Source organism: Demequina activiva (assembly GCF_016862815.1).
Lineage (GTDB): Bacteria > Actinomycetota > Actinomycetes > Actinomycetales > Demequinaceae > Demequina > Demequina activiva.
This window is the reverse complement of the sequence record NZ_BONR01000004.1, coordinates 260,422-282,938: the sequence shown is the minus strand read 5'-3', so window position 1 is coordinate 282,938 and position 22,517 is coordinate 260,422. Positions and strand designations below refer to the sequence as shown.

23 protein-coding genes are annotated in these 22,517 nt (G+C 70.6%); 20 read left to right on the top strand and 3 right to left on the bottom strand.

What is annotated here, in order from left to right; translation table 11 throughout:
- Window positions 1-4 precede the first annotated feature (4 nt).
- The 17 genes from Dac01nite_RS10380 to Dac01nite_RS10300 all read left to right on the top strand — a co-directional run bounded on the left by Dac01nite_RS10380 (window position 5) and on the right by Dac01nite_RS10300 (window position 14,238).
- Window positions 5-697, top strand: coding sequence for an L-threonylcarbamoyladenylate synthase (locus Dac01nite_RS10380; protein WP_203656701.1), 693 nt, complete (start codon window positions 5-7; stop codon window positions 695-697).
- Window positions 694-1,947, top strand: a complete 1,254-nt coding sequence (locus Dac01nite_RS10375; protein WP_203656653.1) for an MraY family glycosyltransferase — start codon at window positions 694-696, stop codon at window positions 1,945-1,947. The genes Dac01nite_RS10380 and Dac01nite_RS10375 overlap by 4 nt, the downstream gene beginning before the upstream one ends.
- On the top strand, window positions 1,944-2,366 hold the full coding sequence (locus tag Dac01nite_RS10370; RefSeq protein WP_203656651.1) for a Cg1360 family ATP-synthase-associated protein: 423 nt from the start codon (window positions 1,944-1,946) through the stop codon (window positions 2,364-2,366). Before Dac01nite_RS10375 ends, Dac01nite_RS10370 begins: the two co-directional genes overlap by 4 nt.
- A gap of 94 nt (window positions 2,367-2,460) precedes the next feature.
- Complete coding sequence (gene atpB / locus Dac01nite_RS10365; protein ID WP_203656649.1) at window positions 2,461-3,327, top strand: F0F1 ATP synthase subunit A; 867 nt, start codon at window positions 2,461-2,463, stop codon at window positions 3,325-3,327.
- 54 nt (window positions 3,328-3,381) lie between these two features.
- Entirely contained in the window at window positions 3,382-3,612 is a 231-nt protein-coding gene (gene atpE, locus Dac01nite_RS10360; RefSeq protein ID WP_084101823.1) for an ATP synthase F0 subunit C, read from the top strand.
- Between the two features lie 3 nt (window positions 3,613-3,615).
- Window positions 3,616-4,191, top strand: a complete 576-nt coding sequence (locus Dac01nite_RS10355; protein WP_203656647.1) for a F0F1 ATP synthase subunit B — start codon at window positions 3,616-3,618, stop codon at window positions 4,189-4,191.
- A 5-nt stretch (window positions 4,192-4,196) separates the two neighbouring features.
- Entirely contained in the window at window positions 4,197-5,009 is an 813-nt protein-coding gene (locus tag Dac01nite_RS10350) for a F0F1 ATP synthase subunit delta (RefSeq protein ID WP_203656645.1), read from the top strand.
- A gap of 44 nt (window positions 5,010-5,053) precedes the next feature.
- Window positions 5,054-6,688 carry a F0F1 ATP synthase subunit alpha gene (gene atpA / locus Dac01nite_RS10345; RefSeq protein ID WP_203656643.1) on the top strand — a complete coding sequence of 545 codons (1,635 nt, stop codon included), beginning with the start codon at window positions 5,054-5,056 and terminating at the stop codon, window positions 6,686-6,688.
- Window positions 6,689-6,691: 3 nt separating this feature from the next.
- Window positions 6,692-7,585: a F0F1 ATP synthase subunit gamma gene (locus tag Dac01nite_RS10340; protein WP_203656642.1), complete on the top strand. Its 894-nt coding sequence runs from the start codon at window positions 6,692-6,694 to the stop codon at window positions 7,583-7,585.
- Window positions 7,586-7,602: 17 nt separating this feature from the next.
- Window positions 7,603-9,111 carry a F0F1 ATP synthase subunit beta gene (gene atpD, locus Dac01nite_RS10335; protein ID WP_203656640.1) on the top strand — a complete coding sequence of 503 codons (1,509 nt, stop codon included), beginning with the start codon at window positions 7,603-7,605 and terminating at the stop codon, window positions 9,109-9,111.
- A 2-nt stretch (window positions 9,112-9,113) separates the two neighbouring features.
- Window positions 9,114-9,383 carry a F0F1 ATP synthase subunit epsilon gene (locus tag Dac01nite_RS10330; RefSeq protein ID WP_203656637.1) on the top strand — a complete coding sequence of 90 codons (270 nt, stop codon included), beginning with the start codon at window positions 9,114-9,116 and terminating at the stop codon, window positions 9,381-9,383.
- A 6-nt stretch (window positions 9,384-9,389) separates the two neighbouring features.
- Window positions 9,390-10,085, top strand: coding sequence for an endonuclease NucS (gene nucS / locus Dac01nite_RS10325; protein WP_203656635.1), 696 nt, complete (start codon window positions 9,390-9,392; stop codon window positions 10,083-10,085).
- Window positions 10,086-10,140: 55 nt separating this feature from the next.
- On the top strand, window positions 10,141-10,728 hold the full coding sequence (locus Dac01nite_RS10320) for a hypothetical protein (RefSeq protein WP_203656634.1): 588 nt from the start codon (window positions 10,141-10,143) through the stop codon (window positions 10,726-10,728).
- A gap of 100 nt (window positions 10,729-10,828) precedes the next feature.
- Window positions 10,829-12,292 carry a GH1 family beta-glucosidase gene (locus Dac01nite_RS10315; RefSeq protein WP_203656633.1) on the top strand — a complete coding sequence of 488 codons (1,464 nt, stop codon included), beginning with the start codon at window positions 10,829-10,831 and terminating at the stop codon, window positions 12,290-12,292.
- Window positions 12,293-12,393: 101 nt separating this feature from the next.
- Window positions 12,394-12,705, top strand: coding sequence for an Rv1322 family protein (locus Dac01nite_RS10310; RefSeq protein WP_203656632.1), 312 nt, complete (start codon window positions 12,394-12,396; stop codon window positions 12,703-12,705).
- A 10-nt stretch (window positions 12,706-12,715) separates the two neighbouring features.
- Complete coding sequence (locus Dac01nite_RS10305; RefSeq protein ID WP_203656699.1) at window positions 12,716-13,441, top strand: alpha/beta hydrolase; 726 nt, start codon at window positions 12,716-12,718, stop codon at window positions 13,439-13,441.
- A 44-nt stretch (window positions 13,442-13,485) separates the two neighbouring features.
- Window positions 13,486-14,238 (top strand): alpha/beta fold hydrolase, encoded by a 753-nt coding sequence (locus tag Dac01nite_RS10300; protein ID WP_203656631.1) that lies wholly within the window; start codon window positions 13,486-13,488, stop codon window positions 14,236-14,238.
- A 23-nt stretch (window positions 14,239-14,261) separates the two neighbouring features.
- On the opposite strand, the gene Dac01nite_RS10295 is transcribed toward Dac01nite_RS10300, so the two are convergent.
- A complete protein-coding gene (locus Dac01nite_RS10295) occupies window positions 14,262-14,681 on the bottom strand; it encodes a hypothetical protein (protein WP_203656630.1) in 420 nt (139 codons plus the stop codon).
- Entirely contained in the window at window positions 14,681-17,251 is a 2,571-nt protein-coding gene (locus Dac01nite_RS10290; RefSeq protein ID WP_203656629.1) for an SPFH domain-containing protein, read from the bottom strand. Before Dac01nite_RS10290 ends, Dac01nite_RS10295 begins: the two co-directional genes overlap by 1 nt.
- A gap of 138 nt (window positions 17,252-17,389) precedes the next feature.
- On the opposite strand from Dac01nite_RS10290, the gene Dac01nite_RS10285 reads away from it, so the two are divergent.
- Genes Dac01nite_RS10285 through Dac01nite_RS10275 form a run of 3 tightly spaced genes read left to right on the top strand, consistent with a single transcriptional unit; the run spans window position 17,390 to window position 20,258 of the window.
- Entirely contained in the window at window positions 17,390-18,334 is a 945-nt protein-coding gene (locus Dac01nite_RS10285; RefSeq protein WP_203656627.1) for a hypothetical protein, read from the top strand.
- Window positions 18,331-19,317, top strand: a complete 987-nt coding sequence (locus tag Dac01nite_RS10280; protein ID WP_203656625.1) for a DUF8094 domain-containing protein — start codon at window positions 18,331-18,333, stop codon at window positions 19,315-19,317. Before Dac01nite_RS10285 ends, Dac01nite_RS10280 begins: the two co-directional genes overlap by 4 nt.
- An 11-nt stretch (window positions 19,318-19,328) precedes the next feature.
- Window positions 19,329-20,258 (top strand): tetratricopeptide repeat protein, encoded by a 930-nt coding sequence (locus tag Dac01nite_RS10275; protein WP_239066614.1) that lies wholly within the window; start codon window positions 19,329-19,331, stop codon window positions 20,256-20,258.
- A 55-nt stretch (window positions 20,259-20,313) separates the two neighbouring features.
- On the opposite strand, the gene glgB is transcribed toward Dac01nite_RS10275, so the two are convergent.
- Entirely contained in the window at window positions 20,314-22,500 is a 2,187-nt protein-coding gene (glgB, locus tag Dac01nite_RS10270) for a 1,4-alpha-glucan branching protein GlgB (RefSeq protein WP_203656623.1), read from the bottom strand.
- Between the last annotated feature and the right edge of the window lie 17 nt (window positions 22,501-22,517).

The window sequence follows — 22,517 nt, the reverse complement described above, 5'->3', positions numbered from 1 at the left end:
CGTGATCTACCCCTGCTTCGACCCCGCCACCTGGGGCCCGAGCCTCGACGCCGCGGTCGACGCGGTGCAGCGCGGGGCCGTGATCGTGCTGCCCACCGACACCGTGTACGGGGTGGGCGCCGACGCCTTCAACGCCGATGCCGTGGCCGCAGTGCTCGCCGCCAAGGGCCGGGGACGCCAGATGCCGCCCCCCGTGCTCATCCCGAACCTTCGGACGGTCGACGGCCTCGCGCGCGACGTGCCCGCGTCCGCGCGCGCGCTCATGGATGCCCTCTGGCCCGGCGCACTCACGGTGATCGTGCACTCCCAGCCCACGCTCGCGTGGGACCTGGGCGACACCCACGGGACGGTCGCGCTGCGGATGCCGGACCACGGCGCCGCGCTCGCGTTGCTGGGCCGTACCGGCCCGCTTGCGGTCACGAGCGCCAACCGGACCGGCGAGCCCGCCGCGACGACGGCGGACGACGCGCAGGCCCAGCTGGGCGACGCCGTGGCCGTCTACCTGGACGGCGGGGACAGCCCGCTCGGCACCGCCTCGACCATCGTCGATGCGACGGACCCGGCCGGCCTGCGGGTGCTGCGGGACGGGGGAGTGAGCCGCGAGCGGCTGCAGGAGATCGCGGGGGCGGAGGCCTTCGCGCCTGAGCCCCCGCCCCCATCGGCCTCCGAGGATCCGGCAGGGGAGCCCGCCGGGTGAAGGTCTATCTGACGCTGCTCGTGGTCGCCGCGCTGGTCGCGTACGCCGCGACTCCTGCGATGCGCCACCTGGCGTTCCGCGCAGGGGCGGTGACCGCCGTGCGCGATCGCGACGTCCACACGTTGCCCACCGCGCGGCTGGGCGGGATCGCGATCTTCCTCGGAATCGCGGCCGGGATCCTGATCGCGAGCAACATCCCGTTCCTCGATCCGGTGTTCGACGCCTCCGGCGCCGTCTGGGGCGTCCTCGGAGGGGCCGCCCTGGTGTGCGCGCTCGGCATGGCGGACGACATCTGGGACCTCGACTGGATGGCCAAGCTCGCGGGTCAGGTCCTGGCTGCGCTGATCATGGCGTGGAGCGGCGTGCAGCTCGTGACCGTGCCGATCGCGGGCCTCACGATCGGCAGCTCGTACCTCTCGCTGGCGGCCACGGTGATCGTGGTCGTGGTCGCGATCAATGCCGTGAACTTCGTGGACGGTCTCGACGGGCTCGCCGCCGGGATGGTCGCGATCGGCGGCGCGGCGTTCCTGACCTACACGTACGTGCTCGCCCGCTCCGCGTCGCCGGGAGACTACTCATCGCTCGCGACGCTGATCCTCGCGGGGCTGGTGGGCGCGTGCCTGGGCTTCCTGCCGCACAATCTGCATCCCGCCCGCATCTTCATGGGCGACTCGGGGTCCATGGTGCTGGGGCTGACGATCGCCGCCGCCGCGATCGTCGTGACGGGCCAGATCGACCCCACCGTCGTGTCCGAGCGCGAGCGCATCCCGGCCTTCATCCCCATCGTGCTGCCGCTCATGGTGGTCGCCGTGCCGCTGATCGACATGACGCTCGCGGTGATCAGACGGGTGCTCAAGGGACAGTCGCCGTTCATGCCCGACGCCCACCACCTCCACCACGTGCTGCTGCGCGCGGGCCACTCGCACCGGTGGGCCGTGAGCGTGCTCTACCTGTGGACCGCGGTGCTGTCCTTCGGCACGGTCTCGCTGGTGTTCCTGCCCACCGGGCAGGCACTGGTGCTCATCGCCTGCGGCATCGCCGTGTGCGCCCTCATCACGTTCTCGCCGGCCTTGCGGCGCCGCCTGTCCCGCGGGTGGCGCAACGCCGGCGACAAGGTCAAGCCGCTGCAGCGCATCACCCCCGAGGGCTACCATCGCGACGACCATGTGAGCCTCGAGACCGCGTCGTCCTCGGCTGCCCCGACCACCCGCGCATCGGCCGCCGATGCCTCATCCCAGGAGAAGCCGTGAACGAGGAATCCGTCACCTACCGCCGCGCGCTGCGCGTCACCGTCATCGGGATCGTCGCGCTCGCGCTCATCGCGGTGCCGGTGGGACTGCTGGTCGCCGGCGCGCCGGGCCTCGTGGCCGCCGAGATCGGTGTCGCCGTGGCCGCGCTCTCCGGCCTCACCACGCAGCTCGCGATGGTGATCGGCCACGACCGCGAGGCGCACGTGATGGCAGGCATCATCGGCGGCTCGTGGCTGCTCAAGATGCTGATCATCATCGTCGCCCTGCTGCTGCTCCAGAACGTCGCCGACTTCCACAAGGAGCTGTTCGCGGCCTTCGCCGTGGTGGGGGTGCTCGGAACCCTCGCGGTGGACTTCTGGGTGATCCGCTCGGCGAGGATCCCCTACGTCGATCCCGGCGCCGGCTCGGGGTCGAAGTAGCCCGGCGGATACGTTAGGATTCTGGGGCATCACGGTACCGGCGCGCTGGCTCCCTGTCCGCGCCACCAGCTTCACGACTCCTGGAGAGAATTCTGTGGCGAATCTAGCCCTGGGTGCGGCCACCGCGGCCTCATCCGAGCTCGCGGCCGATGACGGCGACTCCTCGGGCCTCCTCGGGTGGCTCACGTACTCAGACGGCTTCCACGCCCCCACGGTCGAGGAGTTCTTCCCGCCGGCGCTCTTCGGCGAGGGAACGATCTTCGAGTTCAACCGCATCATGCTGGCGCGCGTCATCGCCGCCGCGGTGCTCATCCTGATCTTCTGGCTGGTGTCCCGCAAGGCGAAGGTGGTTCCCACCCGCGGCCAGTCGGTGGTCGAGATGCTGCTGGACTTCGTCCGCACCCAGATCGTCGAGCAGGTGATGGACAAGGAGAACGCCAAGCGCTTCCTCCCGTTCCTGACCACGCTCTTCCTCGCGATCCTCGCCTTCAACATCACCGGCGTGATCCCGTTCATCAACATGGCCGGCACGTCGCTCATCGGGCTGCCCATCGTCATGGCGATCTGGGTCTACGTCCTGTACCTGGGCGTCGGCATCAAGCAGCACGGGCTGGGCGGCTACCTCAAGACCAGCCTGTTCCCGGCCGGCGTCCCCAAGGGCATCTACCTGCTGCTGACGCCCATCGAGTTCCTGCAGGTGTTCATCCTGCGCCCTGCCACGCTCGCGCTGCGACTCGCGGCGAACATGATGGCCGGCCACCTGCTGCTGGTGCTGTGCTTCGCCGCCACCCAGTACTTCTTCTTCGAGGCCGCCGGCGCCATGAAGGCCATGGGCACCGTCACCTTCGTCGCAGGATTCGCCTTCACGCTGTTCGAGATCTTCGTCGCGGCGCTGCAGGCCTACGTCTTCGTCATGCTGTCGTCTGTGTACATCAACATGGCCATCGAGGAAGAGCACTAAACCACCCCAGATGTGCGGCGCCGGAGGGCGTCGCTTCAACGGAAGGAAACACCAGTGGACACCACCACTCTCGCGGAGGTCTCGGGCAACGTCGCGACCATCGGCTACGGCCTTGCGGCCACCGGTCCCGGCATCGGCCTGGGCATCCTCATCGGCAAGACCATCGAGGGCATGTCGCGTCAGCCCGAGGTCGCCGGCCAGCTGCGCGCCACCATGTTCATCGGTGTCGCGTTCGTCGAGGTGCTCGCCCTGCTGGGCCTGGTCACCGGCTTCCTCTTCACCTAAGCCATGACCGCACTCAACCTCATCGTCGTCGCGGCGGAGGAGACGGGCGAGGAGACCTCGTACAACCCGCTCATCCCCGCGAACTACGACATCCTGTGGTCGACGATCATCTTCCTGATCATCGTCGGGGTCTTCATGTGGAAGATCCTGCCGAGGCTCCAGGAGGTGCTCGACGAGCGCGCGGAGAAGATCGAGGGCGGCATCCGCAAGGCCGAGGAGGCCCAGTCCGAAGCGGCCGCGGCGCTCGAGGAGTACACCGCTCAGCTGACCGAGGCCCGTGCCGAGGCCGCGCGCATCCGTGAGGACGCGCGCTCCGAGGCCGGCCAGATCGTCGCGGAGACGCGCGAGTCGGCAGCCGGGGACGCTCAGCGCCTGGTCGAGACCGCTCAGAAGCACATCGACGCGGAGCGCCAGCAGGCGATCGTGTCGCTGCGCACCGAGGTGGGAGCGCTCGCCACTGAGCTGGCCTCCCGCATCGTGGGCGAGTCCCTCAAGGACGATGCCCGCCAGCAGCGGATCATCGACACCTTCCTCGACGACCTCGAGGCCCAGGTGTCGGCGGACAAGGCGAAGGGATAGAGCCGATGCGCGGAACCAGCCAGGCCTCTCACGATGCCGTGATGCGCGAGTTCGACGCCGTCGCCACGGCGGCGGGCAAGGACGGCATCACGATCGCGGAGCACCTGTTCGCGGTGGTCGACGCCCTGGACTCGTCGGGCTCGCTGCGGCGTGCCCTGACGGACCCGGCGCGGCCCGGAACGGACAAGGCCACGCTGGTCCGGCAGCTGTTCGGCTCGTTCGACTCGCGCGCCGTCGACGCCGTGGCGTCGTTCGCGAACCAGCGCTGGTCCGCCGAGGCGGACCTCGCGGAGTCGATCGATGACGCCGGCGAGCTGGCGCTGTTCGCCTACGCGGAGAACGCCGGCACGCTCGACGCGGTCGAGGAGGAGCTGTTCCGCGTGGAGCGGCTGCTCAGCGCCGAGCGTGACCTGCTGGTCGCGATGAGCAACCGCTCGGCGACCAAGCAGCAGCGCCTCGCGCTGCTCGAGGGCACGCTGGGCGGCAAGCTCCACCCCGTCTCGCAGGCGCTGCTCACCCGCGTGGTGGGCGTGCCGCGCGGTCAGCGGCTCATCCCCGCGCTGCACTCGCTGCTCGACACCGCCGCGGCGCGTCGCGGCCGCTCGGTCGCGAACGTGACCGCCGCCGTGGAGCTGTCCGCGAAGCAGCGCACGCGCCTGGCGTCGATCCTCGAGCAGGCGTATGGCCGCGAGATGCAGATCAACGTCGCCGTGGACCCCGCGGTCCTGGGCGGCATCCGAGTTCAGGTCGGGTCCGAGGTGGTGGACAGCACTGTCCTCAGCCGGCTCGACGAGGCACGACGACGACTCGTCGGCTAGCGAAGACGACACCGCGACCGCGGTAGTGACAGGAGAGATGAGACATGGCTGAGTTGACGATCAGTCCCGATGAGATTCGGGACGCGCTCGACAGCTACGTGAAGTCGTACGAGCCCTCGGGCGTCGTGCGCGAAGAGGTCGGCCGCGTGATCCTCGCCGGCGACGGCATCGCGCAGGTCGAGGGCCTGCCCGGCTGCATGGCGAACGAGCTGCTGCGCTTCGAGGACGGAACCCTGGGCCTCGCACTGAACCTCGACGTCCGCGAGATCGGCGTCGTGGTGCTGGGTGAGTTCACCGGCATCGAGGAGGGCCAGGAGGTGCACCGCACCGGCGAGGTCCTCTCCGTCGCCGTCGGCGACGGCTACCTGGGCCGCGTCGTGGACCCGCTGGGCACGCCCATCGACGGCCTCGGCGAGATCGAGACGGACGCTCGCCGTGCGCTCGAGCTCCAGGCGCCTGGCGTCATGGACCGCAAGTCGGTGCACGAGCCCCTGCAGACTGGTCTCAAGGCCATCGACGCGATGATCCCCATCGGCCGTGGTCAGCGCCAGCTGATCATCGGCGACCGCCAGACTGGCAAGACGGCGATCGCGATCGACACGATCATCAACCAGAAGGACAACTGGGAGACCGGCGACCCCTCGAAGCAGGTGCGCTGCATCTATGTGGCCATCGGTCAGAAGGGCTCCACGATCGCCTCGGTGCGCGGCGCCCTCGAGGAGGCCGGCGCTCTGGAGTACACCACGATCGTCGCCGCGCCCGCCTCGGACCCCGCGGGCTTCAAGTACCTCGCGCCCTACACCGGCTCGGCCATCGGCCAGCACTGGATGTACGACGGCAAGCACGTCCTGGTCATCTTCGACGACCTGTCGAAGCAGGCCGAGGCCTACCGCGCCGTGTCGCTGCTGCTGCGCCGCCCGCCGGGCCGCGAGGCGTACCCGGGCGACGTGTTCTACCTGCACTCCCGTCTGCTCGAGCGCTGCGCGAAGCTGTCCGACGACATGGGCGCGGGCTCGATGACGGGCCTGCCGGTGATCGAGACCAAGGCGAACGACGTCTCGGCCTACATCCCCACCAACGTGATCTCGATCACGGACGGCCAGATCTTCCTGCAGTCCGATCTCTTCAACGCGAACCAGCGTCCCGCCATCGACGTGGGCATCTCGGTGTCCCGCGTGGGCGGCTCCGCGCAGGTGAAGGCGATGAAGAGCGTGTCTGGAACGCTCAAGATCGACCTCGCGCAGTACCGCTCGCTCGAGGCCTTCGCGATGTTCGCGTCGGACCTCGACGCGGCCTCGCGCCAGCAGCTCACCCGCGGTGCGCGCCTGATGGAGCTGCTCAAGCAGCCCCAGTACTCGCCGTATCCCGTGGAGGAGCAGGTCGTCTCGATCTGGGCCGGCACCAAGGGCAAGCTCGACAAGATCCCGCTGGCGGACGTGCTGCGCTTCGAGCGTGAGCTCCTCGACCACCTGCGCCGCTCGACCTCCGTCCTCACCGACATCGCCGAGTCCGGCAAGCTCACGGACGAGACCACGGAGGCCCTCGAGTCCGCCGTGGACGACTACCTGTCGACGTTCCTGGCCTCTGAGGGCACGGAGCTGACGACCGATGCGACGATCGAGGGCGGCGGCGACGTCGAGTCCGAGCAGGAGCAGATCGTCGCGAAGAAGAAGAAGTAGCCGATGGGCGGACAGCAGCGCGTCTACCGGCAGCGGATCCGGTCGACACAGTCGCTGAAGAAGATCTTCCGTGCGATGGAGCTGATCGCGGCTTCACGCATCGGCAAGGCTCGCGACCGTGTGACCGCCGCGGCGCCGTACTCCAGGGCGATCACGCGTGCGATCAGTGCCGTGGCGACGCACTCGAACGTCGAGCACCCGCTCACGTCCGAGCGTCACGACACGAACCGCGCCGCCGTGCTCGTGGTGAGCGCGGATCGTGGCATGGCGGGCGCCTACTCGGCGAACGCGATCCGTGAGTCCGAGCGTCTGCGGGAGCGGCTCGAGGCGGAGGGCAAGGAGATCGTGCAGTTCGCTGCCGGTCGCCGTGCCGTGTCGTACTTCAACTTCCGCCACCGCGAGCTCGCCGGCAAGTGGACCGGTGGCTCGGACAGCCCTGATGTCGAGACGGCCAACGAGATCGCGAACGCGCTTTACGAGGCGTTCACGGCCTCCGTCGAGGACGGCGGGGTGGCGGAGATCCACATCGTCTACACGCACTTCGCGTCGATGGTCTCCCAGGAGCCGCGGGTCATCCGCCTGCTGCCGCTGGAGATCGTCGAGGGCGTGGCCGAGCCGGGAGAGGACGTCGAGCCGCTGTACGCGTTCGAGCCCTCCCCGGAGGCCGTGCTGGACGCCGCCCTTCCGCGGTACATCGAGGCGCGTGTCTACACGTGCCTGCTGCAGTCCGCCGCGTCCGAGCTGGCCAACCGCCAGCGCGCGATGAACACCGCCGTGTCCAACGCCGAGGACATCATTCGTCAGTACACCCGGCTCGCCAACTCGGCGCGCCAGGCTGAGATCACCCAGGAAATCAGCGAGATCGTCTCGGGCGCCGATGCGCTCGCGGCCTCGTGACCGGAAGCGAGACACCCATGACCCCCACCGCGAAGACCGCGAAGAAGCCGGCGGCCAAGAAGCCGGCCGAGTCGCAGGACTCCTCCACCAAGCCCGTCGTCGGCCGTGTGGCTCGCGTGATCGGCCCCGTCGTCGACATCGAGTTTCCCGCTGACGCCATCCCCGACATCTACAACGCGCTCACCGTTGACATCGACCTGAGCGCGCAGGGCGAGGACGAGGGCATCCTGCACATGACCCTCGAGGTCGCTCAGCACCTGGGCGACAACATGGTGCGCGCGATCGCCCTGAAGCCCACCGACGGCCTGGTGCGTGGCGCCACGGTCGAGGACACCGGCGAGGCCATCTCCGTGCCCGTGGGCGACGTCACCAAGGGCCACGTGTTCAACGTGACCGGTGAGGTGCTCAACGCGCAGGAGGGCGAGACCATCGAGGTCACCGAGCGCTGGCCCATCCACCGCAAGCCCCCGGCCTTCGACCAGCTCGAGTCCAAGACCGAGATGTTCGAGACGGGCATCAAGTCGATCGACCTCCTCACGCCGTACGTGCAGGGAGGAAAGATCGGCCTGTTCGGTGGTGCGGGCGTCGGCAAGACGGTCCTCATCCAGGAGATGATCTACCGCGTCGCCAACAACCACAACGGTGTCTCCGTGTTCGCCGGCGTCGGCGAGCGCACCCGTGAGGGCAACGACCTGATCGAGGAGATGACCGAGTCCGGCGTCATCAACCAGACCGCCCTGGTGTTCGGCCAGATGGACGAGCCGCCGGGCACGCGTCTGCGCGTGGCCCTGTCCGCGCTGACCATGGCGGAGTACTTCCGTGACGTGCAGTCGCAGGACGTGCTGCTGTTCATCGACAACATCTTCCGCTTCACGCAGGCGGGCTCCGAGGTGTCGACCCTGCTGGGCCGCATGCCGTCCGCGGTGGGCTACCAGCCCAACCTCGCGGACGAGATGGGCCAGCTGCAGGAGCGCATCACCTCGACCCGCGGACACTCGATCACCTCGCTGCAGGCGATCTACGTGCCGGCGGATGACTACACGGACCCGGCGCCGGCCACGACGTTCGCGCACCTCGACGCCACCACGGAGCTGTCGCGTGAGATCGCGTCGCGCGGCCTCTACCCGGCGATCGACCCGCTGACGTCGACCTCGCGCATCCTGGACCCGCGCTACGTGGGCCAGAAGCACTACGAGACGGCGAACTCGGTCAAGTCCATCCTCCAGCGCAACAAGGAGCTGCAGGACATCATCGCGATCCTCGGTGTCGACGAGCTGTCCGAGGAGGACAAGATCATCGTCGCCCGCGCGCGCAAGATCCAGCAGTTCCTGTCGCAGAACACCTACATGGCGGAGCAGTTCACCAGCGTCCCCGGCTCGACCGTGCCGCTGAGCGAGACCATCGAGGCGTTCTCCGGCCTGGTCGAGGGCAAGTACGACCACATCTCGGAGCAGGCGTTCTTCAACATCGGTGGTCTCGAGGACCTCGAGAAGAACTGGAACCGCATCCAGAAGGAGATCGGCTGACCATGGCCGGCCCCCTGACCGTCGACATCGTCGCCCCGGACCGCACGCTGTGGTCCGGGACGGCGGAGCGCGTCATCGCCCCCTCCGTCGAGGGTGAGATCGGCCTGCTCGCGAATCACGAGCCGGTGCTCGCGCTCCTCAAGGCCGGAACGGTGCGCGTGCGCACCGGAGAGTCGTCCGACGTGGAGTTCGAGATCACGCAGGGCTTCGTGTCCTTCGACCACAACGTGATCACCATCGGCGCGACGCCGGCGGAGACCGACGAGGCCTGACGCCCCATGCGCGTCGTCATCGCGCGCTGCGCCGCCCGCTACAGCGGGCGGCTCAGCGCGCATCTGCCTCTCGCCACCCGGGCGATCATGCTGAAGGCCGACGGCTCGGTGCTGCTGCACTCCGACGGTGGCTCGTACAAGCCGCTGAACTGGATGAGCCCGCCGTGCACCACGCGCGAGGTCGAGCCCTCCTCGGAGCAGGCCGACGCTGGCGTCATCAAGGTCTGGACCGTCCAGCACGACAAGACCGACGATCGGCTCGAGATCGAGCTGCACGAGATCCTCGCGGACACGCAGCACGATCTGGGGGTGGATCCCGGACTGGTCAAGGACGGCGTCGAGGCGCATCTGCAGGAGCTGCTCGCGGAGCAGATCGCCCTCCTGGGAGATGGGCACACGCTCGTGCGCAGGGAGTACATGACGGCGATCGGGCCCGTGGACATCCTCGCGCGCGACGCGAGCGGCGCGGCCGTGGCCGTCGAGATCAAGCGCCGTGGCGAGATCGACGGCGTCGAGCAGCTCACGCGGTACCTCGAGCTGATGAACCGCGACCCGCTGCTGAGCCCGGTCGAGGGAGTGTTCGCCGCGCAGGAGATCAAGCCACAGGCCCGCGTCCTGGCCGAGGACCGCGGCATCCGTTGCCTGATCCTCGACTATGACGCGATGCGCGGGGCGGACGACCCGACCACGCGCCTGTTCTAGTCCGCGGCCGGGCGAGCGCGGCTGGCGCCGCGATCCTGGCGTTACCCTGGACGCCATGGCCAGGACCAAGCCCCAGCGCGCACCGCGTCGCATGCGCCAGCCGCTCAAGGATCACGAGCCCGGCGCGCACCTGCACGCGACGTTCTGGAGCCATGCGAAGGCGGGGCTCGTCTCGCTCGCGCCCTTCGCGCTCATCTACTTCACGGCGCAGCCGCTCGAGGACGCGATGAGCTTCCTCGCGTCGGGCGGCTTCACCATCGCTCCCACGCTGCTCGCCGCCTACAGCTGCGGCTGGGCGCTCATGAGCATGGCGCTGCTGCACTGGCTGCGGTTCAGCGAGTCGGTGCCGCGCCACTACATCACCTACGGCGTCGCCGGCGCGGTCGCGCTGCCGCTCGTGGCCATCGCGATCCTCACGCTCGTGCGGCTCGCCTTCGAGGACTCGGCGGACTTCTGGAACGCTCCCACGTTCGGCCTGCTGATGATCGCGTCGCCCCTGCTCGGCGCGCTCGGAGCGGTGATCGGGCGGCGGGTGCTCGCACCGGGAATCCACTGGCACCGCTGGCTCGAGCGGGCGCCGCTGCCGCCGGCGCTGGAGTTCGTCGAGGGCAAGCGCGACAAGGACGACTTCACCCGGATGTGACCGCAGGGGAGGGCTGGTCGGGGTGGCGCCGCGGGCGCTGAACGCATCTGGCTGACCGGGTGGTAGAAAATATCGAAACGTTCGGGATACACTCGCGGGCATGACGACTCCCACTCAATTTCCCGACGGCTTCCTGCTCGGAGCCGCCACCGCCTCCTACCAGATCGAGGGCGGCGCCCACGAGGGCGGACGCGGCCCCTCGATCTGGGACACCTTCTGCGCCACCCCGGGCAAGGTCGTGGGCGGCGACAACGGCGACGTCGCGTGCGACCACTTCCACCGCTGGGCCGAGGACATCGACATGATGGTCGATCTGGGCCTCCAGGCGTACCGCTTCTCGATCGCCTGGCCGCGCGTCCAGCCGGGTGGCACCGGCGAGTTCAACGCTGAGGGCATCGCGTTCTACCGCGGCATCGTGGACCGCCTCAAGGACAAGGGCATCAAGCCCCTCATCACGCTCTACCACTGGGACCTCCCGCAGGAGCTCGAGGACCGGGGCGGCTGGCTGAGCCGCGAGACCGTGGACGCGTTCGTGCCCTACGCCGTGCGCATGGTCGAGGAGTTCGGCGCCGACGTCGAGATGTGGACCACCTTCAACGAGCCGTGGGTGAGCTCGTTCGTGGGCTACGGCGCCGGTGCGCACGCTCCGGGTCACGCGGACGACGTCGAGGCCCTGACCGCGGCGCACCACCTCAACCTCGCGCACGCCCGCGCGTACCGCGCGATGAAGGCCGTCAACGCGGACCTGCAGGTGGGACTGGTCAACAACTGCCACACGCCGCGCCCGTGGGACCCGTCCAACCCCCGGGACATCGCCGCGGCGCAGCACATCGACGCGCTCGCGAACACGATGTGGCACCAGCCGTTCATCGACGGCACCTACCCGGAGGTGCTGAAGCCGAACACCGCGCACCTGACCGACTGGTCCTTCGTGCACGAGGGCGACCTCGACGAGATGAAGGGTGCCGTGGACTGGTTCGGGGTCAACTACTACGCCTCGCACCTGGTGCGCCACAACCCGAACAAGGCTGAGGCGCAGTCCAAGCTCGCCACCCTCGCGGACGGCCACAAGGCCGGCGCGAACTCGCCGTGGGCCGGCGACGAGGAGATCGAGTTCATGCCGCCCACCGGCAAGGTCACGGCGATGGGGTGGAACGTGGATCCCTCGGCCATGCACGCGCACCTGCTCAAGACCTACCGCGAGACCGGCAAGCCGCTGTACGTCACGGAGAACGGCTCCGCCTGGGACGACGTGGTGGACGAGGACGGGCGCGTGCGCGACACCGACCGCGTCGAGTACTTCCACGGCCACCTGAGCGCCGTCCAGAGCGCGATCGCCGAGGGCGCGGACGTGCGCGGCTACATGGCGTGGTCGCTCATGGACAACTTCGAGTGGGCGCAGGGCTACGCCAAGCGGTTCGGCATCGTCCGGGTCGACTACGACACCCTCGAGCGCCGCTACAAGGACTCCGCCTACTGGTACCAGGAGGTGCTGCGCCGCCGCGAGGTGGTCCCCGTCGAGGAGGCGGACGCGCTCGCGCAGACGCCCCCGCGAACCTTCTGACATCCCGCCTCAGGTGAGGCACGTGTGCCCGGTCGATGCGCGCATCGGCCGGGCACAGCCGTCTCCACGAGCGGTCCTCACCTCGCCGTAGACTGGTCGCCATGCCGTCCAAGCGCCGCTCCTCGAAGCGTCCCTACGGGCAGCCCCACCCGGAGCTCGACGTCGAGCGCGTCGCGAACGCGACCGGAGGGCGGCGAGAGCGTGGGCCCGGCGGCGAGGAGTACATCGTGGTGACGCCGCGGCTCAGCGACAAGACCTACGTGTGCCCCGCCTGCGCGCAGGAGATCCCCGGCGACACCGCGCATGTGGTGGCGTGGGCGGCGGACGGGCTGTTCGGACCGGAGGCCGCCGCGGCCCAGCGCCGTCACTGGCACACCCATTGCTGGAACACGTTCGGGAGGACGAGTGGCTGACGACGCCGACATGACCGAGATCCGCTCGACGACGGTGCTGCCCGCGATCCGCGAGGACATCGTGCTGCGCACCGAGGACGGACTGGAGCTCGTGGGCGAGCTGGCGCTGCCGGCGGACGGCGAGGTGCGTGCCACCCTCATCACGCTGCACCCGCTGCCCACCCACGGCGGCTTCATGGACTCCCACGTGCTGCGCAAGGCCGCGTGGAGACTGCCCCACCTCGCGAACGTCGCGGTGATCCGCTTCAACACCCGCGGCACGGCGTCGCCTCGCGGAACGTCCGACGGCGAGTTCGAGGAGGGCGTGGGCGAGGAGGCCGATGTGCGGGCCGCGGTGGACTTCGCCGTCGCCCGCGGGCTTCCGCACCGGTGGCTGGTGGGCTGGAGCTTCGGGACCGAACTGGCGCTCATGCACGGCGCGGACCTGGACGTCGAGGGCGCGCTGCTGCTGTCGCCGCCGCTGCACCGCGCGAAGGACGAGGACCTCCAGGACTGGGCCGCCACCGGCAAGCCCGTCACGGCGCTGGTGCCGGAGCACGACGACTTCCTGAAGCCGGACGAGGCGCGCGAGCGGTTCGCTCCGCTGTCCCAGCTCGAGCTGATCCCGGTCGAGGACGCCAAGCACCTGTGGGTAGGGGAGACCTACGTGCGGATCGTCCTCGACGCCGTCGTGGAGAGGGTCGCGCCCGAGAGTGCGCCGCTGCCCACCGAGGTGCCCGCGGACGTGGTGGAATAGAGGCGACCAGCCGCCCGACCCCGACCACCACGCAGGGAGTCACCGTGAGCCTGATCCCCGACGGACCGCCCATCGTCCTCCTCAACGCGTTCCCGGTGGACCGGGCGCAGTGGGAGCCGCTGATCGCCGCGTGGGGTGACCGCGTCCGTGGCGACGTCATCACCTTCGACATGCCCGGCATCGGCGAGATGCCGCTCACCGAGGAGGAGCCGGGCCTCGAGCTCATCGCCGATGCCGCGGTGCTCGCCATGCGCGAGGCCACCGGCCACGATGCCGCCATCTGGATCGGCTGCTCCATGGGCGGCTACGTGGCGATGGCCGTGGCCGAGCGCTCGCCCGACGCGGTGGCCGGCCTGGGGCTGATCGCCACCAAGGCGACGGCGGACTCCGAGGAGGCGCTCGCCACGCGCGAGGAGGCCGCGCATGCGGCGGAGGCAGCCGGGGGAGCGCCGGACCCGCACGCGGCCGCGGCTGGGCTCGTGGGCACGGAGGGACCGGCTCGCGAGGAGCTGGTCGATTGGGTGGCGGCGAACGTGGCGCGTCACAGCGGCGAGGGGATCGCGTGGGGTCAGAGGGCCATGGCGGCGAGGCCGGACCGCACCGAGGTGCTGCGCGCCGTCGACGCGCCTGCCGTCGTCGTCGGCGGGACGAAGGACGCCATCATCCCGCGCGAGGCGCTGGACTCGATGGCGGCGGCGCTGGGAGTCGACCCCGTGATCGTCGAGGGAGCGGGTCACCTCGTGGCGCTCGAGGCACCGGTCGAGACCGCCTCTGCACTGCTGCCGCTGCTGCGGTAAGGAGCACGCGCCACCGGTCCGGCTCAACGGCCCCAGTCGTTGCCGCCGGCCAGGCGCTTCCTGAGTGCCTCCTCCATGGGCATGGACTCGCCGTCGCGCCCGCCCTTGCCCAGCTCCAGCGGGGGATCGGCGGGCTCGAGGTGGGCTCCCGTGATCCGCGCCTTGAGGCTGGGGGCCACGGACAGCACGTAGAACAGCCCGTCCGTGCCTACTCCCACGCTCTGGTCGCGCTTGAGGTACCAGCCCTCGACGTCGGTCCGGTATCGCCCGCCGCCGCCCTGGTAGGGCCTCGCCGTGAAGCGCACGGGCTCGATGCCCGCCGCGCGGGCGTCCTCGGCGAACTGCCGCACCAGCACCGCCGCCTGACGGCTCTCCGCCTGGCGCTGGCGTTCCAGGGCCTGCGCTCGCCGCAGATGAGGCGAGACGGGCGGCTCGGCGTCCATCAGTCCTTCTTGTCGGCCTCGGAGGGCTCCTGGTCGGCCTCGGGAGTCGCCGCGGAGGGCGCTGACTGGGCCTGAGCCGCAGCCTTGGCCAGGCCCGCGACGGGGTCCGCGCCCAGCAGGCCCCGAAGGTCGTCGAGGTAGCCCGTGATCGACTCGCGCTGCTCGTGCAGCTCCTCGACCTCGCGGGCGGCGTTGGCGCGCTCGCGCTCGGCGTCGGAGACCGCCTCGGAGATGATCGACTCCGCGTGCTCGCGCGCACCGGAGACGATCTCGTCCGCGTTGTTGCGCGCGTTCGACAGGAGCGTCTGCGAGTGAGTCTCGGCCTCGCGGCGCACGGTCTCTGCCCGGTCGAGGGCCACGCTGAGCCGCTCCTCCGCCTCGTCCGCGCGCTTGCGGGCGTCCGCGACCATCTCCGCGGTCTCTGCCTGAGCCTCCTCGTGGCGGCGGCTCAGCTCCTGCTCGGCGTTCTCGCGGCGCTGCGCGATCTCCACCTGCAGGTCCTCGCGCGTGCGACGCGCCTCCTCGGTCGCGGCCTCGGCATCGGCGTGGGCGGCGTTGCGCTCCGCATCGGCCTCCTTCCGGCCCGCGGCCACGATCGCCTTCGCCTCCTGCTGCGCGTCCGCGATGCGCTGCTCGGCGTCGTCCTGGGCTGCCTGGGCGGCGCGTGCGGCATCGCGGTCCGCGGCCTCGCGAGTCTGCGTCGCGTAGGTGTCCGCCTCGCGCCGGGTCTGCTCCACGTAGGTCGCGGTCTCGTTGCGCTGGTGGGCGTCGAAGTCCTCGGCCTCACGACGCACGCGCGCTGCATGGTCGTCCGCCTCCTGGCGGGTGGTGGCCGCATAGTCGTCCGCCGCCTTGCGCGTGTTGGCGTCGTACGCGTCCGCCTCCTTGCGCACGTCGCGTGCGTAGGTCTCGCCCGCGGCGCGGGTCGAGGCGGCGTAGTCGTCTGCGCCCTTGCGGGTGCTCGCGTCGTAGGCGTCGGCGTCCTGGCGGGTCAGGCGGTCGTACTCGTCGGCCTGGGCGCGCACCTCCGTGAGGTGTGCGTCCGCCGCTGCGCGCGTGTCGGCGTCGTAGGCGTCGGCGTCGGTGCGGGTGGTCCGGTCGTAGTCGTCGGCCGCTGCGCGGGTCGACGCGTCGTACTCGTCGGCCTCCGCGCGCACCGTGTGGCGGTACTCGTCCGCCTCGGCGCGCACCTTGGCGAGGTGGTCGTCGGCGTCGGCGCGGGTCTGGGCGTCGTACGCATCCGCCTCCGAGCGCGCCGTGGAGGCGTACTCTTCGGCCGCGGCGCGGGTCTGGGCGTCGTAGCGCTCTGCGCCTGCGCGCGTCGCCTGGTCGTACGCGTCCGCGTCGGCGCGCTTCTGCGCGTCGTACTGGTCCGCCTGCTCCCGCTCGGCGGCAGCGTACTCGTCGGCTGCCTTGCGCGCCGCGGCCGCATCGGCCTCCGCCGTCGCCGCCAGCGCGGCGGCGCTCCCACGCGCGTCCTCCTCGGTCGCCGTGCGGTACTCGTCCGCCGCGGTGCGCTCCGTGGCGGAGTAGTCATCCGCCTCACGGCGAGTCGCGGCGGCATAGCCCTCGGCATCGCCGCGGGTGAGGTCGTCGTACTCGTCCGTCTCCGCGCGCAGGGCCTGAGCCTCGCGCTCGGCCGCGGCGCGCACGTCGCGAGCCTCCGTCGCCGCCTCCGCGCGCACGGACTCGGCCTCGCGGTTGGCCTGCGTCAGGAAGGTCTGGGCCTCATTGCGCAGGCTCGCGGCCTGAGCCTCGGCGGTGGACCGGATGTCGGACGCCTCCGCCTCAGCCGCGGACTTCGCCTCAGCCGCCTCCGCCTGCAGGGCCTTGGCCTCCTCGCGGGCCGAGGCGAGGGCCTCGTCCGCCTCGGCACGCAGGCGCTCGGCGTCCTCCCGTGCCGTCGCCGCGATCTGCTCCGCCTCGGCGCGAGCGGCTTCCACCAGCTCCGTGGCCTCGCGCTGCGAGGCCACCCGGGCCTCAGTGGTCTCACGTTCGGCGACGGCCCGGATGGTGTGCGCCTCGCGCTCAGCGGTCGCACGGCGCTCGGTGGCATCCGCCTCGATCGCCGAGGCCTCGCGCTGAGCGTCGCGCCGGGCCTTGTCCAGAATCTCCGTCGCCTGACGCTGGGCGGACTCGCGCGCGCTGGTGGCGTCGGACTCCGCGGCGGTGCGGATCTCCTCCGCCTCGCGGCGGCTCTGCGCGAGGATCTCCGCCACCTCGTTGTCCGCCCGCGCGCGCAGCTGCTGCGCGGCGACGTTCGCTCTCGCCACCGTGTCCTGCGCGTGGGTGTTGGCGCGCTGCACCACATCCGAGGACTGCTCCTCGGCGGAGCGCAGCAGCTGCTCGACCCGGGCGCCCAAGCCCTTGTAGGTGGGCTGCTCGGACTCCTTGAGCGAGCGCTGCGCCTCCTCCAGCTTGCTCCTGACCTGCGCGCTGTCGTCCTGGGCCTGCTGAGCGGCGGACTGGGCCTTGCGCACCGCGTCCTCCAGCTGAGCGACGTGCGCCGCGACGGCCTCGCGGTCGTACCCGCGCATCGCTACTGGAAACGGGAGGGTGTCATCGGGCATTCTGGTCTCCTTTGGCGGCGCCAGGCGGCGCTGCACGATCCGTCCACCAGGGTAATGGCCGCGCGGAGCGCAGACAAAGCCGCGAACTGTGTCTCTCAGTCGTTGTCTCCTAGAGTGGACGGGAACACAGGAGGAAATGTGAGTCTGAGGACGACTGCGCTCATCGCAGGTGTGATCGGCGTGCTGCTGCTCGCCGTGGGGCTGATCGCGAACGCTCAGCGCCCGCCGCGGGACGTGACGCCCAGCGCCGCGGTCGACACCGGGATCGTCGTGGTGGAGCCGGAGATGATCGCCTTCGCTGGCGAGGATCGCATCGGCTTCTCCGGCGAGGGAGACCTGGTGGCGCTCACCGCGCGACCGGCCGATGCGCACGCCTGGCTGGTGGGCCGAGAGGCCACCGAGCTGACGGGGCAGCCCGACTGGGAGAGCCTGTCGACCGCGGACGTGGCGATCGAGGAGCCGCAGCCCACGGCGTCGCCCTCGGCCTCGGCGTCCCCGAGCGAGGCCGCGTCGCCCAGCCCCAGTCCCTCCGCCTCCGCAGGCGAGGAGGCCGAGGATGCCGAGCCGGTGGACGTGCTCGCGCAGACCTCCCAGGACCACTGGCGCGACGAGCGCCGTGGCCAGGACCGCCTGTCCATCGTGGCCGCAGACGTGCCCGCGGGCGAGACCCTCGTGGTCGTCAGCCGTGACGGCTCACCCCTGACCAGCGTCGACATGTCCGTGACGCGTGATGTGCAGGACGGCTGGATCACCCCGCTGATCTGGTGGGGCGTGTTCCTGACCCTCGCCGGCATCATCGCCCTGGTGCTGCGGTTCATCGATGTGCGGCCCGCCCAGGCCAAGGGCGAGGAGTGGATCGCCAAGCGCCAGAAGGTGGGTGAGGAGGACGATCCGTCGCCCGGCACCCGGCGTGCGCGCCGCGCCGCGGGCGAGCACCTGCCCGAGACCTCCCTCGACGAGGAGGCTGTGACGTCGGCGAGCGCGGGATCCGCCCCCAGCGCGCCCAGCAGCCCGCCTGCGTCGTCGAACACGGATCCCGCGTCGGCGCCCAGCGTCGACCGCGATGGACAGGAGCGCCCATGACCACGCGCGTCCCCCAGCTAGCCGCCGTCGCGTCGCTCGCGGCCCTCGCTCTCGCCGGGTGCGTCTCCGACGTCCCGGCCCCGGTGACATCCGCCCCGCCCCTGGAGGCCAGCGGCGCGCTGCTCGACGAGCAGAGCGCGCGCATCATCGACCAGACCATGGCGGAGCTCGCCGCGGCGGACTCGGCCGAGGACACCGAGGCACTCACGGACCGTGTGGGCGGAGACGTCGTCACCCTGCGCGGAGTCGAGTACACGCTCGCCGCGGAGGAGGACGGCCCAGCGCCCACGGTCCTGCCCGCAGAGATGCAGGCGGTGTACGTGTCCGCCGCCGAGGAATGGCCGCGGACCATGGCGACGGTCTCGGAGCAGCCCTCCGAGGACGAGACCCCGGTGGTCATGCTGTGGGTCCAGGAGGATGTCGACACGGACTACCAGCTGCGCCACTGGGCGCACATGATCCCCGGCGCCACGCTGCCGGCGATGCCTGGAGCCACCACCGGTGCGGCACAGCTCGCTCTCGACGCCGATGCCGTCTCGCCGGCACCGCAGGAGGCCATCGAGGCATATGCGGAGCTGCTGCGCGCGGGCCCGGACTCCGATCTCGACGCGACCTTCGCGCCGGACACGTATCGCGAGCGCCTGTTCGCGGCGCGCGACACCCTCACCGAGGCGGCGAACGAGGCTGACGGCGAGTACGTCGAGACCATCCAGCCCGACCTCGAGGCCTCGTATGCGATGGCGACCGCGGATGGCGGGGCACTCGTGTTCGCGCCGCTGACGATCTCCTCGACCTTCACGGTCGAGGACGCGACCGTGTCCATCGACGAGGCCGACGAGCCTCTCCTCGAGGGCGAGCTCGACGACACCGTCAAGCACCGATACCTGGACTACCTCGTCATCTACGTGCCCGGCTCCGGCGAGACCGACGCGCTCCCCGCCGTGGTCGCCGCCGAGCACACCCTGATCAAGGTCTCCGACTAGAAGAGGTGAGCGTGACTTCCGACAACCCCGACGTGCCCCTGCGAGGCTCCGTCGACCTGTCCCAGCTGATGGGCGCGTCCCAGGCGCCCGCGACCACGAGCGCCCCCGCGTCCGCGGGTGGAGGGCTGCCGGTTCCCGCCGTGGTGACGGACCAGAGCCTCCAGGAGCTGGCTCAGCAGTCCACGCAGGTGCCCGTCATCGTGGTGTTCCTGTCGAGCGCCTCCCCGGCCTCGAAGGAGCTCGTGGAGCGCATGCGGGCGATCGTGGCGCGCTACGACGGTGCCTTCCAGCTCGCGACGTGCGACATCGACGTGCAGGGCACGGTGGCGCAGGCGTTCCAGGTGCAGGCGGTGCCCACCGTCGTGGCGCTGATCGCGGCGCGACCCGCGCCCCTCTTCCAGGGCAACGCGGAGCAGGAGCAGATCACCGGAGTCCTCGACCAGGTGCTCGAGATCGCTCAGCAGAACGGTGTCACGGGCCGCGTGGACGGACCGACGCAGCCCGCTGGAGAGCCGGAGCCCGAGCCTCTGCCGCCGCTGCACCAGGAGGCATACGACGCGATCGAGCGCGAGGACTACGCCGCCGCGATCGACGCGTACGACCGCGCCCTGAAGGAGAACCCCAAGGACGCCGATGCCCGCGCCGGGCGCGCCCAGGTGGCGCTCATGGAGCGCTCGCGCCTCGCGGACCTCGACGCGGTGCGCCGGGCGGCCGCCGATGCTCCCGACGATGTGGACGCGCAGCTCGCGGTGGCGGACCTCGACGTCATGGGTGGACAGATCGAGGATGCGTTCGGACGGCTGATCGACCTGGTGCGCCGGACGTTCGGCGATGATCGCGAGCGGATCCGCCTTCGCCTCGTGGAGCTCTTCGAGGTGGTGGGACCCTCAGACCCGCGCGTCGCGCAGGCACGCCAGGCCCTCGCATCGGCCCTGTTCTAGCCCCCGCCCCCGAATGTTCGCGTCGCGCGGCGCGAACATTCGGGATCGAGGGTCGTCAGCGGCGCGGACGGAAGATGACCGCCCCCAGCGGAGGCAGCCTCACCGTCGCGCTGAAGTCGTACGGCCCGTGAGCCTTCTTCGTCGCCTCGACCTGACCGAGGTTGCCCACGCCGGAGCCGCCATAGGCCTCCGAGTCCGTGTTCAGCACCTCGTCCCACACGCCCGCTGAGGGCAGCGCGAGCCGGTAGCCCTCGTGCGGCACACCTGCGAAGTTGACCGCGACCGCCACCGGCTCGCCCTGGCTGTCCCAGCGCAGGAACGACATCACGTTGTGCGCGGCGTCGTCAGCGTCGATCCAGGTGAAGCCCTGCGGGTCCGCGTCGCGCTCCCACAGTGCCGGCGTGGCGGCGTAGAGCGCGTTGAGGTCGCGCACCATGTCCTTGAGGCCCGCATGCAGGTGGTCATCCAGGTGCCACCAGTCGAGAGAGCGGCCCTCGGACCACTCGGCCTCCTGGCCGATCTCGCAGCCCATGAACAGCAGCTGCTTGCCGGGGTGCGTCCACTGGTACGCGAGCAGTGCGCGCACTCCCGCGACCTTCTGCCAGTGGTCCCCGGGCATGCGCTGCATGAGAGATCCCTTGCCGTGGACCACCTCGTCGTGGCTGAGCGGCAGGATGAACTGCTCCGAGAACGCGTACATCAGCGAGAACGTCACGGTGTGATGGTGATGCGAGCGGTTGACCGGAGCCTCACGCATGTAGCGCAGGGTGTCGTTCATCCAGCCCATGTTCCACTTGAGCCCGAACCCGAGCCCCCCGGCGCTGGTGGGCTGCGTCACGCCTGGCCAGGCGGTCGACTCCTCTGCGACCATCACGATCCCGGGGCAGTTGCGGTACGCCGTCGCGTTGGCCTCCTGCAGGAACGCGATCGCGTCGAGGTTCTCGCGGCCTCCGTGCACGTTCGGCCGCCACTGGCCGGCCTGACGCGAGTAGTCGAGGTAGAGCATCGATGCCACCGCGTCGACGCGCAGGCCGTCCGCGTGGAACTCCTGGAGCCAGTACACAGCGTTGGCGACCAGGAAGTTGCGCACCTCGCGCCGCCCGAAGTCGAAGATGAACGTGCCCCAGTCGGGCTGCTCGCCACGCAGCGGGTCGGGGTGCTCGTACAGCGGAGTGCCGTCGAAGCGCCCCAGCGCCCACTCGTCCTTGGGGAAGTGGCCGGGCACCCAGTCGAGCAGCACGCCGATGCCGGCGCGGTGCAGCTCGTCGATGAGGTAGCGCAGCTCGTCGGGGGTGCCGAATCGCGCGGTGGGCGCGTAGTAGGACGTCACCTGATAGCCCCACGAGCCGCCGAACGGGTGCTCCATGACGGGCATGAACTCGACGTGCGTGAAGTTCAGCTCCTTGACGTAGTCCACGAGCTCGCGGGCGAGGTCGCGGTACGACAGCCCGGGTCGCCATGAACCGAGGTGCACCTCGTAGACGGACATGGGGGAGCGGTGCGGCTCCGCGCTCTCGCGACGCGTCATCCACTCGACGTCGCCCCACTCGTAGGTGGTCTCCGTCACGATCGACGCGGTCTGCGGCGGCACCTCGGTGCGCCGGGCCATGGGATCCGCCTTCTGCTTCCAGTGGCCGTCCTTGCCGAGGATCTCGTACTTGTACGCCGTGCCGTCGCCGATGCCGGGCACGAACAGCTCCCAGACGCCGGACGAGCCGAGGGAGCGCATCGCGTGCGACGCGCCCTGCCAGTGGTTGAAGTCGCCCACGACACGCACCGCGCGGGCGTTGGGCGCCCACACGGCGAACGAGGTCCCGGTGACGTCTCCCAGCACCGACGGGAAGCGGCGCACGTTCGCGCCCAGCGCGTCCCACAGCTTCTCGTGACGGCCCTCGCGAATGAGGTGCATGTCGAGCTCGCCCAGCGTGGGCAGGAACCGGTACGGATCGTCCTGCACCTGCGGCTCGCCGTCGTACGTCACGTGGACGCGGTAGTCGGGGGCGTCGTCGCCGGGCATACTGACGCGCCACACCCCGGCGTGCTCGTGAGTCGCCGGGAACGAGCCCTCGAGCGTCTCGACCTCGACGGCCGTCGCGAGGGGACGCAGCACGCGGATCGTCACGCCGTCCGAGCCCACGTGCGGGCCCAGCACCGCGTGTGGCTCATGGTGGGTGCCGGCTGCGACATCCTCCAGAACGCTTGTGTCGAAGTCCTTAGCTGCCACTGCCCACCGCCTGCCCATCGAGCCGGATGACGCGA

What these genes read in the sequence shown, in the direction of transcription:
- Dac01nite_RS10355 (WP_203656647.1), top strand. Translation starts at nt 3,616, where the DNA reads ATGACCGCACTCAACCTCATCGTCGTCGCGGCGGAGGAGACGGGCGAG.
- Dac01nite_RS10350 (WP_203656645.1), top strand. Translation starts at nt 4,197, where the DNA reads ATGCGCGGAACCAGCCAGGCCTCTCACGATGCCGTGATGCGCGAGTTC.
- atpA (WP_203656643.1), top strand. Translation starts at nt 5,054, where the DNA reads ATGGCTGAGTTGACGATCAGTCCCGATGAGATTCGGGACGCGCTCGAC.
- Dac01nite_RS10340 (WP_203656642.1), top strand. Translation starts at nt 6,692, where the DNA reads ATGGGCGGACAGCAGCGCGTCTACCGGCAGCGGATCCGGTCGACACAG.
- atpD (WP_203656640.1), top strand. Translation starts at nt 7,603, where the DNA reads ATGACCCCCACCGCGAAGACCGCGAAGAAGCCGGCGGCCAAGAAGCCG.
- Dac01nite_RS10330 (WP_203656637.1), top strand. Translation starts at nt 9,114, where the DNA reads ATGGCCGGCCCCCTGACCGTCGACATCGTCGCCCCGGACCGCACGCTG.
- nucS (WP_203656635.1), top strand. Translation starts at nt 9,390, where the DNA reads ATGCGCGTCGTCATCGCGCGCTGCGCCGCCCGCTACAGCGGGCGGCTC.
- Dac01nite_RS10320 (WP_203656634.1), top strand. Translation starts at nt 10,141, where the DNA reads ATGGCCAGGACCAAGCCCCAGCGCGCACCGCGTCGCATGCGCCAGCCG.
- Dac01nite_RS10315 (WP_203656633.1), top strand. Translation starts at nt 10,829, where the DNA reads ATGACGACTCCCACTCAATTTCCCGACGGCTTCCTGCTCGGAGCCGCC.
- Dac01nite_RS10310 (WP_203656632.1), top strand. Translation starts at nt 12,394, where the DNA reads ATGCCGTCCAAGCGCCGCTCCTCGAAGCGTCCCTACGGGCAGCCCCAC.
- Dac01nite_RS10305 (WP_203656699.1), top strand. Translation starts at nt 12,716, where the DNA reads ATGACCGAGATCCGCTCGACGACGGTGCTGCCCGCGATCCGCGAGGAC.
- Dac01nite_RS10295 (WP_203656630.1), bottom strand. Translation starts at nt 14,681, where the DNA reads ATGGACGCCGAGCCGCCCGTCTCGCCTCATCTGCGGCGAGCGCAGGCC.
- Dac01nite_RS10290 (WP_203656629.1), bottom strand. Translation starts at nt 17,251, where the DNA reads ATGCCCGATGACACCCTCCCGTTTCCAGTAGCGATGCGCGGGTACGAC.
- Dac01nite_RS10280 (WP_203656625.1), top strand. Translation starts at nt 18,331, where the DNA reads ATGACCACGCGCGTCCCCCAGCTAGCCGCCGTCGCGTCGCTCGCGGCC.
- glgB (WP_203656623.1), bottom strand. Translation starts at nt 22,500, where the DNA reads ATGGGCAGGCGGTGGGCAGTGGCAGCTAAGGACTTCGACACAAGCGTT.